20 protein-coding genes are annotated in these 18226 nt (G+C 43.7%); 7 read left to right on the top strand and 13 right to left on the bottom strand.

Annotated features, from left to right (window positions below; genetic code table 11):
• Positions 1 to 65 precede the first annotated feature (65 nt).
• From AC1DU2_RS25140 to fdhD, 3 genes are read right to left on the bottom strand one after another with little or no spacing between them, the layout of a single operon-like run.
• On the bottom strand, positions 66 to 2384 hold the full coding sequence (locus AC1DU2_RS25140; RefSeq protein ID WP_477387791.1) for an FdhF/YdeP family oxidoreductase: 2319 nt from the start codon (positions 2382 to 2384) through the stop codon (positions 66 to 68).
• Complete coding sequence (locus tag AC1DU2_RS25135; protein WP_477356920.1) at positions 2381 to 2737, bottom strand: DUF7009 family protein; 357 nt, start codon at positions 2735 to 2737, stop codon at positions 2381 to 2383. The genes AC1DU2_RS25140 and AC1DU2_RS25135 overlap by 4 nt, the downstream gene beginning before the upstream one ends.
• A complete protein-coding gene (gene fdhD, locus AC1DU2_RS25130; RefSeq protein ID WP_477387789.1) occupies positions 2734 to 3639 on the bottom strand; it encodes a formate dehydrogenase accessory sulfurtransferase FdhD in 906 nt (301 codons plus the stop codon). Before fdhD ends, AC1DU2_RS25135 begins: the two co-directional genes overlap by 4 nt.
• A 126-nt stretch (positions 3640 to 3765) precedes the next feature.
• Here fdhD and AC1DU2_RS25125 point away from each other — a divergent pair, with 126 nt between their 5' ends.
• The 3 genes from AC1DU2_RS25125 (at position 3766) to AC1DU2_RS25115 (ending at position 4966) form a co-directional block, all read left to right on the top strand.
• Positions 3766 to 4008, top strand: coding sequence for a MoaD/ThiS family protein (locus tag AC1DU2_RS25125; protein ID WP_477356924.1), 243 nt, complete (start codon positions 3766 to 3768; stop codon positions 4006 to 4008).
• Between the two features lie 101 nt (positions 4009 to 4109).
• The gene (locus tag AC1DU2_RS25120) at positions 4110 to 4547 is read left to right on the top strand and encodes a GNAT family N-acetyltransferase (RefSeq protein WP_477387787.1); all 438 of its coding nucleotides are present in this window, start codon (positions 4110 to 4112) and stop codon (positions 4545 to 4547) included.
• Positions 4544 to 4966 (top strand): molybdenum cofactor biosynthesis protein MoaE, encoded by a 423-nt coding sequence (locus AC1DU2_RS25115; RefSeq protein WP_477387785.1) that lies wholly within the window; start codon positions 4544 to 4546, stop codon positions 4964 to 4966. Before AC1DU2_RS25120 ends, AC1DU2_RS25115 begins: the two co-directional genes overlap by 4 nt.
• A gap of 114 nt (positions 4967 to 5080) precedes the next feature.
• Here the strand turns inward: AC1DU2_RS25115 and AC1DU2_RS25110 are convergent, their stop codons facing one another.
• From AC1DU2_RS25110 to moaA, 5 genes are all read right to left on the bottom strand, one after another.
• Complete coding sequence (locus AC1DU2_RS25110; RefSeq protein WP_477387783.1) at positions 5081 to 6136, bottom strand: ThiF family adenylyltransferase; 1056 nt, start codon at positions 6134 to 6136, stop codon at positions 5081 to 5083.
• Positions 6133 to 7323, bottom strand: coding sequence for an NTP transferase domain-containing protein (locus AC1DU2_RS25105; RefSeq protein ID WP_477387781.1), 1191 nt, complete (start codon positions 7321 to 7323; stop codon positions 6133 to 6135). The genes AC1DU2_RS25110 and AC1DU2_RS25105 overlap by 4 nt, the downstream gene beginning before the upstream one ends.
• Positions 7304 to 7774, bottom strand: a complete 471-nt coding sequence (gene moaC / locus AC1DU2_RS25100) for a cyclic pyranopterin monophosphate synthase MoaC (RefSeq protein WP_477387780.1) — start codon at positions 7772 to 7774, stop codon at positions 7304 to 7306. The genes AC1DU2_RS25105 and moaC overlap by 20 nt, the downstream gene beginning before the upstream one ends.
• 117 nt (positions 7775 to 7891) lie before the next feature.
• Entirely contained in the window at positions 7892 to 9088 is a 1197-nt protein-coding gene (locus tag AC1DU2_RS25095) for a molybdopterin molybdotransferase MoeA (RefSeq protein ID WP_477387778.1), read from the bottom strand.
• A 235-nt stretch (positions 9089 to 9323) separates the two neighbouring features.
• Positions 9324 to 10313, bottom strand: coding sequence for a GTP 3',8-cyclase MoaA (moaA, locus tag AC1DU2_RS25090; protein WP_477387776.1), 990 nt, complete (start codon positions 10311 to 10313; stop codon positions 9324 to 9326).
• A 199-nt stretch (positions 10314 to 10512) separates the two neighbouring features.
• Between moaA and AC1DU2_RS25085 the strand changes: the two genes are divergently transcribed.
• Genes AC1DU2_RS25085 through AC1DU2_RS25075 form a run of 3 tightly spaced genes read left to right on the top strand, consistent with a single transcriptional unit; the run spans position 10513 to position 12736 of the window.
• Positions 10513 to 10944: a hypothetical protein gene (locus AC1DU2_RS25085; RefSeq protein ID WP_477387774.1), complete on the top strand. Its 432-nt coding sequence runs from the start codon at positions 10513 to 10515 to the stop codon at positions 10942 to 10944.
• A 34-nt stretch (positions 10945 to 10978) separates the two neighbouring features.
• The gene (locus AC1DU2_RS25080) at positions 10979 to 12130 is read left to right on the top strand and encodes an XdhC family protein (RefSeq protein WP_477356940.1); all 1152 of its coding nucleotides are present in this window, start codon (positions 10979 to 10981) and stop codon (positions 12128 to 12130) included.
• Positions 12131 to 12148: 18 nt separating this feature from the next.
• On the top strand, positions 12149 to 12736 hold the full coding sequence (locus AC1DU2_RS25075; protein ID WP_477387772.1) for a nucleotidyltransferase family protein: 588 nt from the start codon (positions 12149 to 12151) through the stop codon (positions 12734 to 12736).
• A 139-nt stretch (positions 12737 to 12875) separates the two neighbouring features.
• Here the strand turns inward: AC1DU2_RS25075 and AC1DU2_RS25070 are convergent, their stop codons facing one another.
• A complete protein-coding gene (locus AC1DU2_RS25070; RefSeq protein ID WP_147052465.1) occupies positions 12876 to 13319 on the bottom strand; it encodes a KTSC domain-containing protein in 444 nt (147 codons plus the stop codon).
• A gap of 473 nt (positions 13320 to 13792) precedes the next feature.
• On the opposite strand from AC1DU2_RS25070, the gene AC1DU2_RS25065 reads away from it, so the two are divergent.
• Positions 13793 to 14560 (top strand): DUF4382 domain-containing protein, encoded by a 768-nt coding sequence (locus tag AC1DU2_RS25065; protein WP_477387770.1) that lies wholly within the window; start codon positions 13793 to 13795, stop codon positions 14558 to 14560.
• Between the two features lie 82 nt (positions 14561 to 14642).
• Here AC1DU2_RS25065 and AC1DU2_RS25060 read toward each other — a convergent pair whose 3' ends face one another.
• The 4 genes from AC1DU2_RS25060 to AC1DU2_RS25045 form a co-directional block, all read right to left on the bottom strand.
• Positions 14643 to 14990 carry a DUF6717 family protein gene (locus tag AC1DU2_RS25060; RefSeq protein ID WP_477356946.1) on the bottom strand — a complete coding sequence of 116 codons (348 nt, stop codon included), beginning with the start codon at positions 14988 to 14990 and terminating at the stop codon, positions 14643 to 14645.
• 193 nt (positions 14991 to 15183) lie between these two features.
• Positions 15184 to 15786, bottom strand: a complete 603-nt coding sequence (locus tag AC1DU2_RS25055; RefSeq protein WP_477387768.1) for a GIN domain-containing protein — start codon at positions 15784 to 15786, stop codon at positions 15184 to 15186.
• 336 nt (positions 15787 to 16122) lie between these two features.
• Entirely contained in the window at positions 16123 to 17778 is a 1656-nt protein-coding gene (locus AC1DU2_RS25050; RefSeq protein WP_477387766.1) for a M56 family metallopeptidase, read from the bottom strand.
• Positions 17778 to 18143 (bottom strand): BlaI/MecI/CopY family transcriptional regulator, encoded by a 366-nt coding sequence (locus tag AC1DU2_RS25045; protein WP_477356952.1) that lies wholly within the window; start codon positions 18141 to 18143, stop codon positions 17778 to 17780. Before AC1DU2_RS25045 ends, AC1DU2_RS25050 begins: the two co-directional genes overlap by 1 nt.
• Positions 18144 to 18226: the final 83 nt, after the last annotated feature.

Raw genomic sequence — 18226 nt, 5'->3', positions numbered from 1 at the left:
CTATAATTTTAAAACCTAGGTTAAAAAAAATGCTTTTTAGAACCTTTAACAACCATACCAAAGCCTCACTTAACCTCGTGCTTTTTTATACTGATAAACACTAGTTTTGAAGTAGGCGTATTACTTCCTTCCGCTACACTGTCAATCGGGATCAATACGTTGGCTTCGGGGTAGTAGGTTGCAGTGTTTCCTTCGGGGATGTTATACGGAACCACCATAAACAGGCGCGCTACGCGCTCAACTCCGCCAAAATCATTGTAAAGGTCTACGTGTTCTCCTTCTTTAAACCCGGCTTTGGCCATGTCCTTCTCGTTCATGAATATTACACGGCGCTCATTATGAACTCCGCGGTAGCGGTCGTTCAGCCCGTAGATGGTCGTGTTAAACTGATCATGGCTGCGGATGGTTGTCATCCGGAATTCTCCTGTGTTTAATTCATGTATAGGCAGGCCGGCAATGTTAAAATCAACCTTATTGCCAAACTTAATATTTTCAAACTTGCCTTCCCGCGGGCCATTAGGCAAATAAAAGCCCGCCGGTACACGCACCTTTTGATTATAATCCTCAAAACCAGGAATTACTTTGGCAATGTCATCACGCACAGCGTCATAACTTTTGGCGTACCTATCCCAATCAATAACAGAACGCTTGCCCAATGTGGCTTTAGCCAGCCTGCAAACAATCTGGTTCTCACTCAACAAATCTGTGGAGATGGGCTCCAGCATTCCCTTCGACATTTGCACCACCCCCATCGAGTTTTCGCAGCTGATGAACTGCGCTTCGCCATTAACCATATCTTTATCACTACGCGAAAGCGTTGGCAATATCAAAGCTTCATCTGCATGTACTAAATGACTGCGGTTAAGTTTGGTAGATACGTGGATAGACATCTCGAGCTTACGCATTGCATCGGCCGTATAAGTGGTATCCGGCGTAGCCGAAAGAAAATTACCTCCCATGGCAAAAAACACCTTCAGCTTACCCTCGTGCATCGCCTGTATCGACTCTACTACATCGTAACCATGTTCGCGTGGCGGCTCAAAACCAAAAACCTCTTTCAGCTTGTCCAGTTGTTTAGGTTTAGGCTTGTCAAATATCATCATGGTACGGTTACCCTGCACATTGCTGTGGCCACGTACCGGGCAAAGGCCAGCGCCCGGTTTACCTATAGCGCCCTTCAGCATAGCCAGGTTAACAATTTCTTTAACGGTGGCAACGCCGTTTTTATGCTGGGTAACGCCCATTGCCCAGCAAATAATAATACGGGTTTTATCCTTGAGCATATCGGCGGCTTGTTCTATTTGTGCTAAAGGCACGCCGGCTTCATTAGCCAGGTGGTTTAAATCGTATTCATTAAGATGGTTTAAAAATGCTACATAACCTTCGGTATTGTTTTTTATAAAATCATGGTCAAACACCGTACCGGGAGATTCCAATTCAGCTTTATATAGTAGCTTTTCGATAGCCTTCAATAAGGCCATATCGCCGTTGATCTTCACCTGTAGATACAAATCGGCTAATTGGGTGGTTATTCCTAATACGCCTTTCACCGTTTGCGGATTTTTAAAACCCATCAACCCCGCCTCATGCAGCGGATTTACAGCAATGATCTTAGAACCATGTTGCTTGGCCTTTTCCAGGGCGCTAAGCATCCTGGGATGATTGGTGCCGGGGTTTTGCCCTATGATAATAATTACATCGGTATCATAAAAATCATTTAACGTAACCGTTCCCTTGCCTATGCCAATGGCCTCGGCCAGCCCCAGGCTGGTTGATTCATGGCACATATTTGAGCAATCGGGCATATTGTTGGTACCATACTCGCGGATAAATAGCTGGTAGGTAAACGAAGCTTCGTTACTGGTGCGCCCCGAGGTATAAAATGCAGCCTCATTTGGCGATGCCAGGCTATTCAATTTATCGGCTATCTTTTTAAAAGCATCGTCCCAACTGATGGGTTGGTAATGCGACGCGCCTTTAGGCAGATATACAGGCTGCGCTATCCGGCCTTTTTTGCCTATCTCGTAATCGTTTAGTTTGGCTAAATCAAAAACAGAGTTTTGGGCAAAAAATTCAGCCGTGAGCTTTTTGGTGGTGGCTTCTTCGGCAAGGGCTTTTGCGCCATTCTCGCAATACTCGGCAATTGGCGACCGGTCATCATCAGGATCGGGCCAGGCGCAGCCAGAGCAGTCAAAACCATCTTTCTTGTTCATCTTAAACAAGCCTTCCATGCCCCGCACAAACCCCGACTCCTGCAGAATATCAACCATAGCAACTGTTACAGCCGGAATGCCGGCTGCCCATGTTTTGGGTTTGGTTATTTTCAGGTCGAGCAGTTCTTCCGGATTTTCTGCAGCAGGTTGCTCTTTGATGTGCTCGCTCATATCTTTTTAGTCAGCAAGGGGTTTGTGTAGTTATCACTCTGGTCTTCGGCCACATTATCAAGACAGGTAAAATCTTTTTCAACTAATAAATTCAGGCTGCCGTGTTTGCCTTCAAAACCTACCTTATCAGTTTCTGCCAGTTCCGTAATCACATTTTTTGGCACAAACAGGATAATCGTATTCTCCCTGAATATTGATGACAGGTGGTCGTCATCAACCACTTTAATGGCATAGTATAGTTGCTGGCTGCCAAAATCTACTTCTTCCTGCAGATGGCCTTCTTCTGCCAACTGTGCAATATCGCTTTTGGTAAGCCTGTATCTTAATGAGTTGCCTTTAATACGTATTTTCATGGGTGTTGTATATTTTCGGCAGTAACCCGGCCGTTATCGGCAATTTTACTGCCCGGTATCTGTACGCGGTGGGCCGCGGTGTAAATATTAAAACGTTCATCACGCAAAAAACCTATTAGCGTCATATTAAACTCTTCGGCCAATTGCACGGCCAGGCTTGATGGCGCGCCAACAGCCGCTATAATATTAATGCCTGCCATTGCTGCTTTTTGCACCAATTCAAAACTTGCCCTGCCACTTAGTAGCAATACGGTTTGCCGCAAAGGCAGCCAGCCATAGCCAAGTGCAGCCCCTATCAGCTTATCAAGCGCGTTGTGCCTGCCCACATCCTCGCGCAATAGTAAAAGTTCGCCCTGTGTGGTAAACAGGGCCGAAGCGTGTAAACCACCCGTATTGGCAAATACGCGCTGATGTCTTTCTAAAATGAGGGGTAACTGGTATAAAACATCCGTTAAAATGGCATCCTCATCGGCCTCCTGTGCAGCGAAACTGCTTACGGTACGGATGGCATCGATAGAGCCTTTGCCGCAAACACCACAGCTGGATGTAGTATAAAAATTACGCCCTGCATTTTGCAGGCTGGGCTCGATGCCCGGGTTTAACGTAACCAGTATCACGTTCTCTTTTTCCCCGGCACAGGCAATAAAGCAATGGGCCGTGGCCGCAACATCATCTGCATTTTTGATAATGCCTTCTGTAAATAAAAAGCCTTTGGCAAGTTCGGCATCGTGACCCGGCGTTCGCATAGTTACCGATATATTTTGTGTCTGGCGTTCAGGTTCAGTACCGAATTCCAATCGTATTTCCAGTGGCTCTTCTACAGCAAGTGTATCAGTAGTTATAACACCTGATGATGCATTCATTTTAATAATTGGAATATGCTGTTCAGAATTGGCGGCCATATGTAAATATACAATTTAGATGGAAAGTTGTTTAGCCCCCCGAGTGGCCCGAAGGAGGAGTTTTTGAATATCAATTATTTATATTTCTATGGCTTATCCTATCCTATTTTGCCCTAATTTTGAGGAATGAAGATCAATGTATTGGCATTTGGTGTTACAAAGGAGATTTTCGGGAGCGGCTCGGTTAGTTTAGAGTTAACCAATGATGCTACTATTTCGAATTTAAAATACGCGCTGGAGAAGGAATACCCCCGTTTAAAGCAGCTGGCATCATACATGGTTGCGGTAAATAACGAATATGCACTGCCGGGAGATACCATCCACGAGAGGGACGAAATAGCTGTTATCCCCCCGGTGAGCGGAGGATAAGTTTAATAACCAGGAACTTTTTTCGAATCCAAAAGCAAGCTATTCAAAATTCTTTTTCGTTATCAGACACCTTTTCTCCGAAAACTTTTTGTCGCCCAATCATGAACATCAGAAAAGCCACATTAGCAGATCAGGCAGCATTATCAGATTTACTGGACCAGCTGGGCTACCCTGGAACCGGGGATTTTTTGTCTGCAAATTTAGAACGAATGCTGGGCCAGCCGCAATCGGAGGTTTTGGTATATGAATCAGATGGGAAAATTTTAGGCTTGATTGCTTTTGATTTTTTAACGCAACTGGCAGTTAAAGGCGATTTTGCGCGGATCAGCTGTTTTGCTGTAGATGAAAATGCCCGTAGCATGGGAGTTGGCAAAGCGCTGGAAGAGCATTTTACCAATTTAGCTATAGCAAGGAAATGCGACCGGATTGAAGTGCATTGCCACTCACGAAGGGTTGATGCGCACCGGTTTTATTACCGGCAGGGCTACCACGAATCGCCAAAGTATTTAATGAAATCATTAGCCGACCGACAAGCATGACCAATACGCAAATTATATTATCGGCAGAAACCCTGGATATCCAGGGTTGTATCAATTGGATTATGTCGCCCGAATCTGGCGGGATAGATGTGTTTATCGGTACAGTACGCAACGCAACCAAAGGCAAACCCGTGCTAAAGCTTGATTTTGAAGCATACGAACCTATGGCTATCAGCGAAATGCAAAAGATAGCCAGCCAGGCTTTTGATAAATGGCCCGTACAAAAAATATTGATCCATCACCGAACCGGCGAATTGCAGGTTGGCGAAGTACCGGTAGTTATCGCGGTATCCGCCGCTCACCGGGATGCTGCATTTGATGCCTGCCGTTACATTATAGATACCTTAAAACAAACCGTCCCTATCTGGAAAAAGGAGGCTTTTAAAGACGGAGACGTTTGGGTGGCGGCGCATCCCTGAGGAAAGTTAAAAATCAAAATTCAAAAATCAAAAATCAAAAATCATCGCTTTTTTACCTTATCATATTTAACTGATAACGCACCACCAATGACTTAATAACGCGCAGCTAATGACCTAATGACGCGTAGCCAACAATCCCCCGTCTAACGACCATACATCAGCCTCGGGGATTTTTTTTAATACCAGCTTCACGGCTTCCCCACTCCTTTTACCTGTGGAACAATAGAATACCTTTGTATTGGTGCTGGCAAAATAAGGCAGGTAGCTCTCCAGTTCGTCCAGCGGGATATGAGTGCCTCCTATATCGTAGGCATCGCGTTCCTGCTCTGTCCGTACATCAATTAACTCAATAGTTGGGTCTTGTTCCATTCGTGCTTTCAGTTCATCGCCAGATATCGTTGGAATAGTTACCGTAGTTGCCAACCGCCTGATATTGGTTTTGGTGACCGACCCTATCCTGATGATACGGCTTTGCATGCTTTGTGCATCAAAAATCAGCACTTTACCCGCCAGCAGTTCGCCTGTTTTGGTGATGTATTTTATCACTTCATTGGCTTGCATACAGCCAATTATACCGGCCAGGGATGGTATTACGCCACCTTCGGTACAATTAGGAATCTGGGTGGCATCAACCTGCGGGAACAGATCACGGTAGTTAGGCGAACGCTGCTCGTCTTTAACGGCTATGTTCCATACGGCAACCTGGCCTTCAAACTGGTAAATAGCGCCGTAAACCAGCGGCTTTCCGCTTATAACGCAGGCATCATTTAATAAATATCGTGTCTCGAAATTATCGGTACCATCCACTACAATATCATATTGAGCAACAATTTCCAATACATTCTCGGATGTTATTTTATCTGTATAAGGCACCAGTTTTACACCGGGGTTTTGTAATTGCAAACGCTGGCAGGCCAAAGTAGCTTTTTGCATACCTACGTCGTTTGGTGTGTACAAAATTTGCCGGTGCAGGTTGCTGATGGATACTACATCAAAATCGGCAATACCTATGGTACCCACACCTGTAGAGGTAAGGTATTGCGCCGAAGGGCATCCTAATCCACCCGCCCCTACTATCAGTACTTTGGCCTGTTGTAAAAGCTGCTGGGCGATTTCACTGAAACCTGGCAAGGCTATTTGACACGTGTATCTTAAATCATTATCGGTCATAAGTTGGTAGCTAATTTTTGGTGGATCGTCCTTTTAACAATCTCCATTTCTTCGGGCGTATTAACGTTAGTTAACGCTTCAGGTTCGGGTGCATTTAACAGGGTGATATCGGTATTAATCAACACCTTTCGCGGGCAGGAATATCCTTGCGCCAGGAATGAGAGTAGTATTGGATAACTCCTGGGCTCCCAAATGGCTATCAACGGTTCAGGAAATTCGGTAACTGGGCTATGATAAGCGGTAGCAACTGATGAGCTATTACGCCAGGCTACCAGATTTCGCAAAGTGGCATCGTCCATTAAAGGCAAATCACAAGCTATTACCAGCCAGGCACTGTCCGGGTTTTCCCGAAAGGCGGATAATATGGCCCCGTACGGACCGAGCCCGGTAAAGGTATCTTGCAAAACCGGGTACGGCTCCTCGGCTTCAGCCAGCTGGCCGTCCCTGTGTGATATAAATACCTGGCTGCAAAATGGCTGTAACATATCGGCCATGTAATAACGCTGCGGCTTTCCATGCCAGTTGATGTTGCCTTTATCAACGCCCATTCGCAAGCTTTGGCCTCCTGCCAATACAAGGCCGTTTAGCATAGGCCTGTTTTGTTTCAGGTTGGCTTCAAAAAAGGCAATGATCTTGTCACTCTCGCCCAATTTATAAACCGGGATCTGTTGCCAGCAGGGTACGGTTTCCTTTATAAAATCAAAAACATCGTCGCTGTTATCGGCCAATAAAAACAACTGCACATTATTAAGCTGCTCAGCACGTTTTAATAATGATGCTTTTTTATTGTTATCAATAATAACTACCTGCGCTTTGGCCTGCTGGTGATTACCATTCACTAATACCAAATCGGCATTGGCAAATTGCTGTTTAAGCTGATAGGGCATCATCGGGTTTTGAAAATTAAATTGCTGGTAGTTTACCTGGTCGCTATAATCCAATATAGCGCCGCTTGCCAGGCGGCCGGGAACCATGGTAACATCATCATTATGCGATGTATCTGCATAAGCACATCTATAAGTTGACGATAATGCTGCTATTACATCGTCGGCCAGTAGTTTGATAACCGTACATGGCCCGCCAACAATGGCCCATTCGTTACGGCCAAAGTTGCCTATGGCCGGCCGCACCAGCTTAGCATGCTTTTTGTGCTTTTTTTCCGGCTGATTATGCTCGTTTAAAATCACGTTTCCCTCCTGTTTTTGCTATCAGTTTGGTTTCTTTTATCACAATGTCATGGCTCATGGCCTTGCACATATCGTAAACGGTAAGTGCTGCTACAGAGGCACCAACCAGCGCCTCCATTTCGATGCCCGTTTTAGCAGTTATGCTGGCCGTACATTCAATTACAATTTCCTGCTTTTCGTTAACCTGTACGGTAACACTGCAATTATCCATCCCTAGCGGGTGGCAAAGCGGAATCAGCTCGCCCGTTTTTTTTGCCGCCATAATACCGGCTATGATGGCTGTTTGAAATACCGGCCCCTTTTTACTTACCAGGTCGCCATCAATTAAATACTGCAAAACTTCATCTGGCAAAACCACAACGCTGCGTGCTGTAGCGGTGCGGTGTGTAACCTGCTTTGCAGATACATCTACCATGGATGGATTGCCTTGTTTATCTATGTGGGTTAACATTATTTTATTTATCTGAACTCGAATTAAACGAATTTTTAGAATTTAAGAATTGCTTTAGCGGCAGGGAAAGTACTGAAGCTAAATTCAGGAAATTCTATAAATTCCTGAAATTCCGGTTCAGACAAACCGCCATACCTTAAACACTTCTCCCTGCTTAAATTCACTCCTTTCCAGGGGTAATTCTAAAAATGCTTCGGTATCTGCTAAGTTAGCAAAATCGCCCGAACCATTGCCTTCAACAGGCGAGGCCATGAGCTGCCCTTGTGCGTTACTGTGCAGCTTTACCTGCAAATAATATTGCAAAGCCGGCTGAAACTGAAAATCTTTATCTAAAACTGCATAAACGGGTAATTGTTGGGGTAAGCCTAAAGTAGCGTTTAGCCAGGTTAAAAAATACCTATTCAGGCACATAAACGTGGCTACCGGGTTACCGGGAAACGCGAAAACCAATGCCTTATCCTGGTATTGACCAAACCAAAACGGTTTGCCGGGCCGCTGGGCTACTTTGTGAAATAGCTTTGTAACCTGCAAATCCTGAAGCGCCTGCGGGATATAATCAAACTTGCCCATGCTTATGCCGCCGCTTAGCAGCAATACATCGTAATTTTGCAGGCAGTGTCGTATTTGCGTTTTGGTTACTTCAGGATCATCAGGAATGTGCAAAACATCCGGCTGCAAACCATGCTGTTGCAAAACCGCTTTAACGGTGTAGCTGTTTGATTTACGGATCTGGTAAGGCGATGGCGTTTTATGCACATCAACCAATTCGTCACCCGATGAGATAATTACCACTTTTGGCATTTTCTTAACCAACAGATGGGTTTTGCCTACCGATGCTGCTACGCCAATAATTGCTGGTGTAACTACCTGCCCGGCCGATGCCAATACTTCCCCCAGCTTTTTATCTATACCCCGTACATGAATATTTTGTCCTTGCTTAATACCTTCTGCATCAATGCCGGCCAAACCATCCTTTATCTCAACATCCTCGTACCGAATTATGGTATCTGCCGATGCCGGCAACACCGCCCCAGTCATAATCTCGATACATTCGTTCGGTTCCTCAATCTCCACGGGTTCATCGCCAGCGGCCTGGGTTGCTTTTATGCGGAAGGTGTTGATGCCACCTTTAATAGCCTTAAAATTGATGGCTATGCCATCCATGGTTACCCGGTTAAAGGGAGGCAGATCGCGGTCGGCTTTAATATCTTCTGCCAATACTTTGCCCAGGGCCTGTTCAAAGGGAACGGTTTCATTTCCGTAATTTCTTAACTGGGCCAATATCAGCTTTTCGGCTTGTTCAACAGTTGTCATTTTTATTATAGGCTAAAGGCTAAAGGCTGAAAGCTGAAAGCTTTAAATCTGTTAGCCATACAATTATTGATTATACATTATCCTGGCTTTCTGCCTTGCGCTTTTGGCTTTTGGCTTTTTTTAGCTTAAAGCTGAAGGCAGAAAGCTTAAAGCTTTACTTGTACCTCAATATAAATAAACTGGCGGCAATGATTATTTTTTTGCTTTGGGCTTTCTGCTTTCAGCTTTAACCTCACTACCCGCCAATAGTAGCCATCGATTCATGGATGCCGGGATGGACAATGCGCTTTTTTTCGGCTTCCCAACCATCTGCGGCACGGTTGCTAAATGCATTCAGCAAAGCAAGTTTAAGGTTATCATCACTTGTTCCGGCACGCATAATGTCTTTAATATTTAATCCGCCATCGTCGTATAAACAGGTTTTCAGTTCGCCCTGCGGCGTAATCCTGATACGGTTACAAGTGCCGCAAAACGTACGCGAGTAAGCAGCAATAACACCAACGGTACCCCTATGCCCAGGTACCTGGTAATTGTATGATGTGGAGTAAGCCGGATCCCCTATTTTCTGTATCTGCGGGTATTGGGTTTTAATCTCATCCAGTATCCGTACATAATCCCATTGCAGGCCGGTGTATAAATGACCATCGCCATTAAAAGGCATTTCTTCTATAAACCTTACGCTTATGGGTAAATTCCGGGTCATTTCAACCAGTGGGATAATATCCTGTGTATTTTTGCCATCCATTACTACGGCATTTATTTTCACCTCAATATCATGTTGCAGCAAGGCCTCTAAAGCGGCCATAACATTGGCAAATTCATCGCGGCGGGTTATAGTAAAAAAACGGTTGGCATCCAGCGTATCCAGGCTCAGGTTTACCGAGCGCACACCTATTTTCTTCAGTTCGGGCACATAGGGTGCGGTTAACACACCATTAGTTGTGAGGCTTAACTCCTGCAAGCCATCTAATGCTGATATCGAAGTAAGCAGCTGCATAATGTCCTTACGCACAAATGGCTCTCCGCCGGTTATCCTGATCTTCTGGATGCCCATTTTCACCATCAGGGCGCAGGCTTTCAGCATTTCCTCGTAACTCATCAGTTCCTTACGCGATAGCCAGTTAAGGCCATCCTCGGGCATGCAATAAAAACAGCGCAGGTTACAGCGGTCTGTAACTGCTAAGCGCAGGTAATTGATATTTCGGCCGTGGTTATCTGTTAACAAGTGAAAAAATTTACTGCGTTTATAAGTTAATTAACAAATTTGATGTTTTTGGCTGATGATCGTTAATGTAAAAGTAAAAATTACAAATTTGACCTTTGTGGTTTAAATGTACTTTTTTATTGGAGGAAAATAATGATGTCGAACGTTCTACTTTCGGTTGTAAAATTGGCATATATTTAACTTAATCAAAAACCGCTACATGAAAACTACCTGCTTCGTATTTTTGTTCATTAGTTCTTTCACTATAGCTTGTGATCAAAACCCGAAAAAAAACTACATTTTAAAAGCATGGCAAATTTACAGTCAACATACCCAAGATGTTTCCGTTATTAATCTAATCGCTACCCCCGGTAATTACAATGGCAGAAAAGTAAGACTAATAGGTTATTTACATATTGAATTTGAGGGTGATAACCTATATCTCCATAAAGATGATTACGATAATGGAATAAGTAAAAATGCCGTTTGGGTTGATATTACAGGGCTCACCAAAGACAGTTTGAAAAACTATAGTGACCATTATGTTATTTTAGAGGGAACATTTGATAGCCAAATGGATGGCCACATGGGCATGAATAGTGGCAGTATAAAAAGTATAACCCGGCTTAATTTATGGGAACCTGCCAAATAGAGAATTGTTACACAGAAGATATAAATACTACCCATTGAAAGAACTTAAAGATATAATTGCCGCTTTTGATACCGCGCATAAAGCCGGCAGGCAAACCGCACTGGCCACTGTTGTACATGTTGAAGGCTCATCGTACCGCCGGGCCGGTGCCCGCATGCTTATTACTGAAGACGGACAGCTTACCGGCGCCATCAGCGGCGGCTGCCTGGAGGGCGATGCCCTGCGCAAAGCCCGCCTGGTAATGGCCCAAAACAAACCCATGCTGGTTACTTACGATACTACCGACGATGACGACGCCAAGTTTGGTGTTGGGCTGGGTTGCAACGGGATTATCCATATTATGATTGAACCTATTTTTGCCGACAGACCGGACAACCCGATACAGTTGTTTAAACAATTTTTAAGCAAACGCGAGCCTGTGGTGCTTATCACCCTGTTTACCATGAACGACAAACAGGCCCCGCAGCCAGGCACCTGCCTGTTGTTAAATAAGGACGAAGAAATACGCGGCCAATTTCCTGATGATGCTATTAAGGATGCCCTGCTGCAAGATGCCAAACACGTATTGGTTAACGGCAATTCGGTAACTAAAACTTATTTGTATGGCGATAAATTTACCTGCTTTATCGAGTTGCTGCAGCCTGCGGTATCTTTGGTGGTATTTGGCGCGGGCAATGATGCTATCCCGCTGGTACAAATAGCCGCCGCCCTGGGCTGGATAATTCACCTGGTAGATGGCCGCGCCAACTATGCTGTGCCCGGGCGATTTCCATTTGCTGCAAAAATCACGATATCAAAAGCGGAGAACGCTTTACAATATGTAAAAATAGATGAGCGTACTGTAATTATTTTGATGACACACAACTATAATTACGATGCCTGCGTATTAAAGCAACTGCTGCCGCTCAGCCCCTCCTACATCGGGGTGCTGGGACCAAAAAAACGATTACAAAGAATGCTGGATGAATTTGCCGGTGAAGGTATAGAAACCACCCCGCAACAACTGGAAAGCGTATTTGGGCCCGCGGGATTGGATATAGGATCTGAAAATGCCGATGAAATTGCACTCTCTATTGTTGCCGAAATGCAGGCGATATTAAAGAGCCGCGCAGGAACATCATTACGTTATAAAACTACTATCCATAACCATGTGTTGCAGCAAATTGTACATCAATCTATGCCTTAACAAAACTTAAGAAAACCAATGACGGGGGTAATTATACTTGCAGCCGGCTCTTCAAGCCGCTTCGGATCGCCAAAGCAAAACCTGGTTTACCAGGGTAAAACGTTGTTGCAACGCGCCATACAAACCGCTTTAACCTCGGCCTGCTGCGATTGCGCCGTTGTAGTATTAGGTGCCAATGAAGGCGATATCCGCCCAAACATATCCGACCAGCAAATTAACATTACCTACAACCCCGACTGGCATGAAGGCATGGCTTCTTCTATTCGTTTAGGCATAACTGAACTGTTACGCTTGGAGCCTTCGGTTACAACTGCAATATTAATGCTTTGCGATCAGCCATTTGTTGATCCATTGCTGCTTTACCAGTTAACCGAAAGAAAGGCCGAGAACGATGCGGGTATAATTGCCTGCGCTTATAAAAACATACTGGGTGTACCCACTCTGTTCGACAAAAAGTATTTTCCCGAATTAATGAAATTGACGGGCAGCGAAGGTGCCAAAAAAATCATCAATACCTATCCGGATGATGTGATGTCGGTACCATTTGGCCTTGGCGCCATTGATATTGACACCATTGAGGATTTTGAACGCTTGAACCGGGGATGAGGGGTTCGGGTTGCGCGGTTCGTGGTGCGAGTCGCCCGGTTCAGGAGTAAATTGGGTTTTAAAAAGATCTTAAAACCCGCAACACCCTACCCGAACCTGGCAACCCGAACCCCGAACCTGAAAATCAGAACCCTACAAACTATGCAGTAGCTACCAGCCTGCTTACGCTGCGGTAAACGTACTCGTTATAAATATGCCTGCGCGCAAACCTGCCCGGCGAATCGGCATTTATCAGCTTTACATAAACCGCTTTGGGTACGTCAAAATACTCATATTCATTACCATCCAAAAACGAAATTTTCAACACCTGCGATTTGTATTCAAAATCGGCAATGTTTGACAGCGTGGTGGTGGCCGTATATTCGGTTAACGATTGCGCACGGGTTTCGGGCGCTATACTTACCAAAAAGTGGTAGGCTTCAATAATGGTTTTACTTTTTTCTTCCGCTTCAACCCTGCTCTCGTCCTGGAACTTATCCGGATGCCAGGTTTTCATCATGTTGCGGTAGTTTGATTTTAATTCCTGTAATTCTGCAGCTTCGGTAACGTTTAAAAGCTTTCTGTAGTCGACAATTTTTTTCATTGCAATAGTTTTATTTTATCGTCGTTGAAGCTAAAAGCATGATAATTAAGCGCTTTGTTTTCAAGAAAATAATGGCGCAAAGGTACACTTTTTAAAGTACAATTTATAGCCCTAGCTGCGAAATCATTTTAGCTTGATTTGGGCTTAACAATTAGATTATATAAACCCGTTCCCGGTTCCTGGAAAAGGCTATCGAACAAAACCTTTTTGTTGGAAAAACAGATCACCTACACCTGGTGGTTGCCGCAGTAAACTTTCTATACAGATCACAAAGGCACACAGTAGCAAGTACCACCGGGCATAATTGTGCAGATAAATGGTCAATAATCGGCGAACTCTTGCATCGGCAGTATAATTCAACCCTTACTTACGACCAAAATACCAATTCATCGATACATTATGCCATTTCATCGGCACATTACCCAACAAGGCACCGGTTTTGAATATTCGCTACTACACTAAAATAATACATTATGAAAAAGTTACTTTTATTTGCCGCTGCACTTAGCTTATTGTTGTTTTCCTGTAAAAAGGATAGCAGCAACAGTGCAGGCGGCATATCGCACGTTACAGTGAAGATGACCGACGCCCCAGGCGCCTTTGATGCCGTTATCCTTAATGTTAAAAGCGTTGTTGTAGTTACCGACAAAGGAGAAAATACGCTTGATGTAAATGGCGGCCCTATCGATATCCTGAGGTTCAGGGCTGGTAAAGATACCATATTGGCAGCCCAGGATATTCCGGCCGGCACTATCCAGCAAATAAGGCTGATATTAAACAGCACCGACAACAGGGTAATTGTGGGTGGCGTATCTTACGACCTGACTACCCCAAGCGGGCAAACATCGGGCGTAAAACTTAACGTGCATGATAATTTAACAGCAGGCGTTGCCTATACCCTACGTTTAGATTTTGACGCAGCCCAATCAATAGTATTAACCGGGAACGGCAAATACATACTTAAACCTGTAATAAGGGCAATACCACAGGCTGTTTCGGGCGCGCTAAACGGTATAATATCTCCGGCAGCATCATCGCCTAAAGTATATGCCATTACCGGCGCCGATACTGTTGGCACCGTGGCGGATGCTACCGGTAAATTCTACTTTTCGGGCCTGGCTGCAGGCACCTACAATGTACAATTTGTACCCGTAAGCCCTTATGTCACTAAAACCATAACCGGTGTGGTTGTGGTAAATGGTGCAGTTAAAGACATGGACACGGTAACTATTACCCAGTAAGCTTAAGTATAGCTAAAACGAAGCGGCTGTTCTTATTAGGGCAGCCGCTTTTTTATTGAACATATTATTAGTCTTAAGTATTTTAAACCTTCCCGAAATAAATAACTTCGGGCAGTTTACCAAACACAAATTCGGTAACGCCGCAGAGCCACATCTTCTGGTTAAGCTCTTCGCCATTGTATTGTGCAAGCAGGTATACGCCGCCCCCCACATGGTCGCGGTAATCCTCAATAAGTTGAAGCGGGGTTGCGTTTTCAAAAGACTCTTCGGCTAATTGCAGTTCCACTTCGCGGGCGCCCTGGCTAACATAGTCAAGCATGGTGTCGGCGCCTTCAACCATTTCCAGTTCTGCGTGCACGCCTTGCCAGTCGGGCAGGTCAATATACCAACGATTGGTAGGCTCTTTGATGAATTTATAGGTAACAGGCATGGCGTAAAGTTAATTCATAAACGAAGATATAGCAACAAACTGATAGTTATTTTGCCCCCCTGCGAAGCCTCTTTACCTGGTAGACCCTAAAGGCCACTATGTTGCCCAACTAAAACAAAAAAAGCCACCATATAAAAATGATAGCTTCCCGTAGTATTATATGATAGACTTTTGTCAAAAGTATCCAGGAGGATTATATGCCTGCCTCGTCGTCGTTATGTTTTGCAGCTGTGTTAGTCACTTTATCTGTATATGCCTGGGCGATAAATTTGTTATTGTTTACACTCGATTGGGTATTGTCGTTCAAAGTATATACTTCGGCAGTGCCCGATAATTCAATTTTTGATTTATCGCTTGTGTTTACTGTAGCAGTAAAAACATCCAGTTTCAAATTGGCAGTAGCGTTGTTATGCAGGTTAACTTCCAATTCAATGGCAGACAGGTTACCGAATGATTTAACCTCGGCATTATCATAAGCGCTGATGGCCCGCAAATCATTAGCTGTTACCCAAACCACCAATTTTTCGTTATTGTATGATGTAATACGTAATACACCTTTTGAGCTTTGTACCAGGGCGCTTTCGGCGTAGTATTTATTGTAAACCTTCACCTGGTCGGTTGCGCCGGCCGATACGTAAAGTTCAACATTACCGCGGATTTCGATTTTGTTGATGTTGCTTACATCAGTTAATACAGTGGCAACAGTTTGGGTATTTTTTGTAGATGCGAAAGTTGAGTTTGATAAACCAGCTACTAAAAGTAAAGAAGCAGCAACGGTGATTAATGTAGTTTTCATGATATTAATATTTTGATTGTCAAGTAATTGTATATTGTAATTTTTAAATACACCAATAAGACGCCCCCATTTTTAAAACGTTACAGCTGTTTTTGGTGAATTAGATATAGGCCATGTTTTTATCGGCGAACAACGGATTAAAGTCGGTGAACGGGGGATAAATATTAGTGTTTACTGAAAAGTTATTAGTTGGTAGGCAGATAAAACCGATATTCGATAAACCAACAAGGGCCGTCCTTTCGTAGGACGGCCCTTGTGATTAAACATTACGATGAAGAAATCTTAATAATGCTGCTCAATCCGGATTCAGATAAAAACTATCGACTATAAACCGCTTTACATTTTTTCATAAAATTTGTAAAACATATCCGGGTTTTTAAAGCCATAGTCGGCTATATTTTCTGATATCGAAACCCAATCATTCACCGCATATACTTTTTTCCCTGTTTTTACCTCGTGTACAAAACGCAGCCTTACCCGGTCGCCTTGTTTGATGCCGGCAAAATCAGGAGAATTGGCCTTGAATGCCAGGTTAAACCTATAGCCATTATCCTTTTCAATTACGGCGGTTTTCCATTTTCCATTGCTGTCTTTTTCAATTTGTGCAACCTTGCCATCGGTGAACCTAACCCGGTTTACTTCATATAAAAAAGGATATTCCGGAATGGTTTCTGCCTGCACCGGCTGAAAAATTCTGACATTGTTTTTAACAATATATTGCGGAAAAAAAACAACCGGGATACCCTGGCCAATACCGCCGCCAAACAGCTTCACAGTAATTTCATCGCCAACATTAAGCAGGCTATAAAGTTCCTTGCCGTCGCCGTAAAAGGTTTTAATTTCCAACGGTATATTGTTGTAATTTACCTTATATCCCTGTGGCATCCCGGTCTTCTTATCTCTCATAAGCTCCGTTATTTTTACGGCAATTTCTTTATTTATAATTTCCCTAACCAGTGCCGATTTGTTTTTATAATCATCTGTTTGCTGATAGGCTTTAAATTTTGCTATGGATTCCTTTTCTCCAACCCTATATTTTATTTTTTGGCGATAGATAGCTGCGGTATCCGCCTTAACAGGCGCTACAACATGCTTTTCAACCCTTGCTTTTAAACTGGTTGCAAACACCAGGCAGCTGATGGTTACCATAGGTACAATCAGCACGTAAGTTAACTTTTTCATATTTTTTGATGGTTTGTTAAACAACATTTGTATCCTGCTGGTAAGTTGCACTTTGCTAAAACCATTATAAAGCATTCCCTGTCCCGTTACTGATAACTGGAGCAGCAGGTTGGCATACACCCGCTTATCAAGGCTATGCGTCATTTTTACATCAACCTCAAACTCGTGGTTGGCTTCAATAGCGCTGGCAAACAGGTATGCAAACGGATTAAACCAAAGAGCTATTTGAACCAGCCGCGCTATTACCCTATCTGCCGAGTGATACAGCTTTACATGCAGCATCTCGTGCGCTATTACGTGTTTCAGCTCTTCGTAACTAATATTTTCATCAGTTAAAAATATATAGTTGAAAAACGAACCATTGCCAAGCTTTTTGTAACCGCTTACAATTTTAACATTTCCCATTTTAGCCAAAGACTTGCCTTTAAGCCTGGTAAAAAAGAAAATAAGCGTTATTAATAAGTAACCCGATAATGAAACAACAGCTACTACGTATGCCCACCCCATGATGCTCGCCCAATTTACCGGCGGAGCAACAGTCCCCATTTTTTGAGGAGCAATGTTAACAGGCGTTGGTTGAATAACCTCCGGCGCGTTCACGTAAACCACGCGCTGTACCGCAGCTACATATTGTGGCTGTTCATCAACCTGTATTTTAATAGCCGGTATAACAAAACTAAGCAGCAATGTTGCCAGCAGGTACCATCTGTTGATGGTAAAAAAAGTAAGCCTGCGCAAAAACGCGTAATAAAACATATAAAAAATGCCGGTACAGGCCGATACCTGCAGCAAATAGGCGATGGCTTCCATTATTTTTCGTTTTTATTGATGATGGCTTTTAACTTGTCGATATCTTCCTGGCTCAGCTTTTCTTCCTTCACCATAAATGAAAAAAGGCTCTCGGCCGAGTTATCAAAGTAACCGGCAAAAAACCGGCTGAAAAAAGCCTTCCGATACTCAGCCTTGGTTATTTTGGGGAAGTATTCGTAGGTTTTACCGTAGGCTTTATAGTCCAGGTAGCCCTTCTTCTCCAGTAGCCGAACAACCGATGATATGGTATTATAAGGCGGCTTCGGATCATCCGGCAACGCCTCAATAATATCCTTAACAAAGCATCGTTTTAACTGCCATATTACCTGCATTACACGCTCTTCTGTTTTTGTTAGCTCTTCCATAAATCAAATATATAACTGATTTTTCAGTTATACAACTAAATTTTAAGTTATATAACTTATTTTTAAGTTACAACACACAACCA

The sequence above is a fragment of the Mucilaginibacter sp. P4_C11 genome, assembly GCF_056402115.1.
This window is presented reverse-complemented; position numbering and strand designations above follow the sequence as displayed.

Coding starts and splice junctions, on each gene's coding strand:
- AC1DU2_RS25140 (WP_477387791.1), bottom strand. CDS start 2,384: ATGAGCGAGCACATCAAAGAGCAACCTGCTGCAGAAAATCCGGAAGAA.
- AC1DU2_RS25135 (WP_477356920.1), bottom strand. CDS start 2,737: ATGAAAATACGTATTAAAGGCAACTCATTAAGATACAGGCTTACCAAA.
- fdhD (WP_477387789.1), bottom strand. CDS start 3,639: ATGGCCGCCAATTCTGAACAGCATATTCCAATTATTAAAATGAATGCA.
- AC1DU2_RS25125 (WP_477356924.1), top strand. CDS start 3,766: ATGAAGATCAATGTATTGGCATTTGGTGTTACAAAGGAGATTTTCGGG.
- AC1DU2_RS25120 (WP_477387787.1), top strand. CDS start 4,110: ATGAACATCAGAAAAGCCACATTAGCAGATCAGGCAGCATTATCAGAT.
- AC1DU2_RS25115 (WP_477387785.1), top strand. CDS start 4,544: ATGACCAATACGCAAATTATATTATCGGCAGAAACCCTGGATATCCAG.
- AC1DU2_RS25110 (WP_477387783.1), bottom strand. CDS start 6,136: ATGACCGATAATGATTTAAGATACACGTGTCAAATAGCCTTGCCAGGT.
- moaC (WP_477387780.1), bottom strand. CDS start 7,774: ATGTTAACCCACATAGATAAACAAGGCAATCCATCCATGGTAGATGTA.
- AC1DU2_RS25095 (WP_477387778.1), bottom strand. CDS start 9,088: ATGACAACTGTTGAACAAGCCGAAAAGCTGATATTGGCCCAGTTAAGA.
- AC1DU2_RS25085 (WP_477387774.1), top strand. CDS start 10,513: ATGAAAACTACCTGCTTCGTATTTTTGTTCATTAGTTCTTTCACTATA.
- AC1DU2_RS25075 (WP_477387772.1), top strand. CDS start 12,149: ATGACGGGGGTAATTATACTTGCAGCCGGCTCTTCAAGCCGCTTCGGA.
- AC1DU2_RS25070 (WP_147052465.1), bottom strand. CDS start 13,319: ATGAAAAAAATTGTCGACTACAGAAAGCTTTTAAACGTTACCGAAGCT.
- AC1DU2_RS25065 (WP_477387770.1), top strand. CDS start 13,793: ATGAAAAAGTTACTTTTATTTGCCGCTGCACTTAGCTTATTGTTGTTT.
- AC1DU2_RS25060 (WP_477356946.1), bottom strand. CDS start 14,990: ATGCCTGTTACCTATAAATTCATCAAAGAGCCTACCAATCGTTGGTAT.
- AC1DU2_RS25055 (WP_477387768.1), bottom strand. CDS start 15,786: ATGAAAACTACATTAATCACCGTTGCTGCTTCTTTACTTTTAGTAGCT.
- AC1DU2_RS25050 (WP_477387766.1), bottom strand. CDS start 17,778: ATGGAAGCCATCGCCTATTTGCTGCAGGTATCGGCCTGTACCGGCATT.
- AC1DU2_RS25045 (WP_477356952.1), bottom strand. CDS start 18,143: ATGGAAGAGCTAACAAAAACAGAAGAGCGTGTAATGCAGGTAATATGG.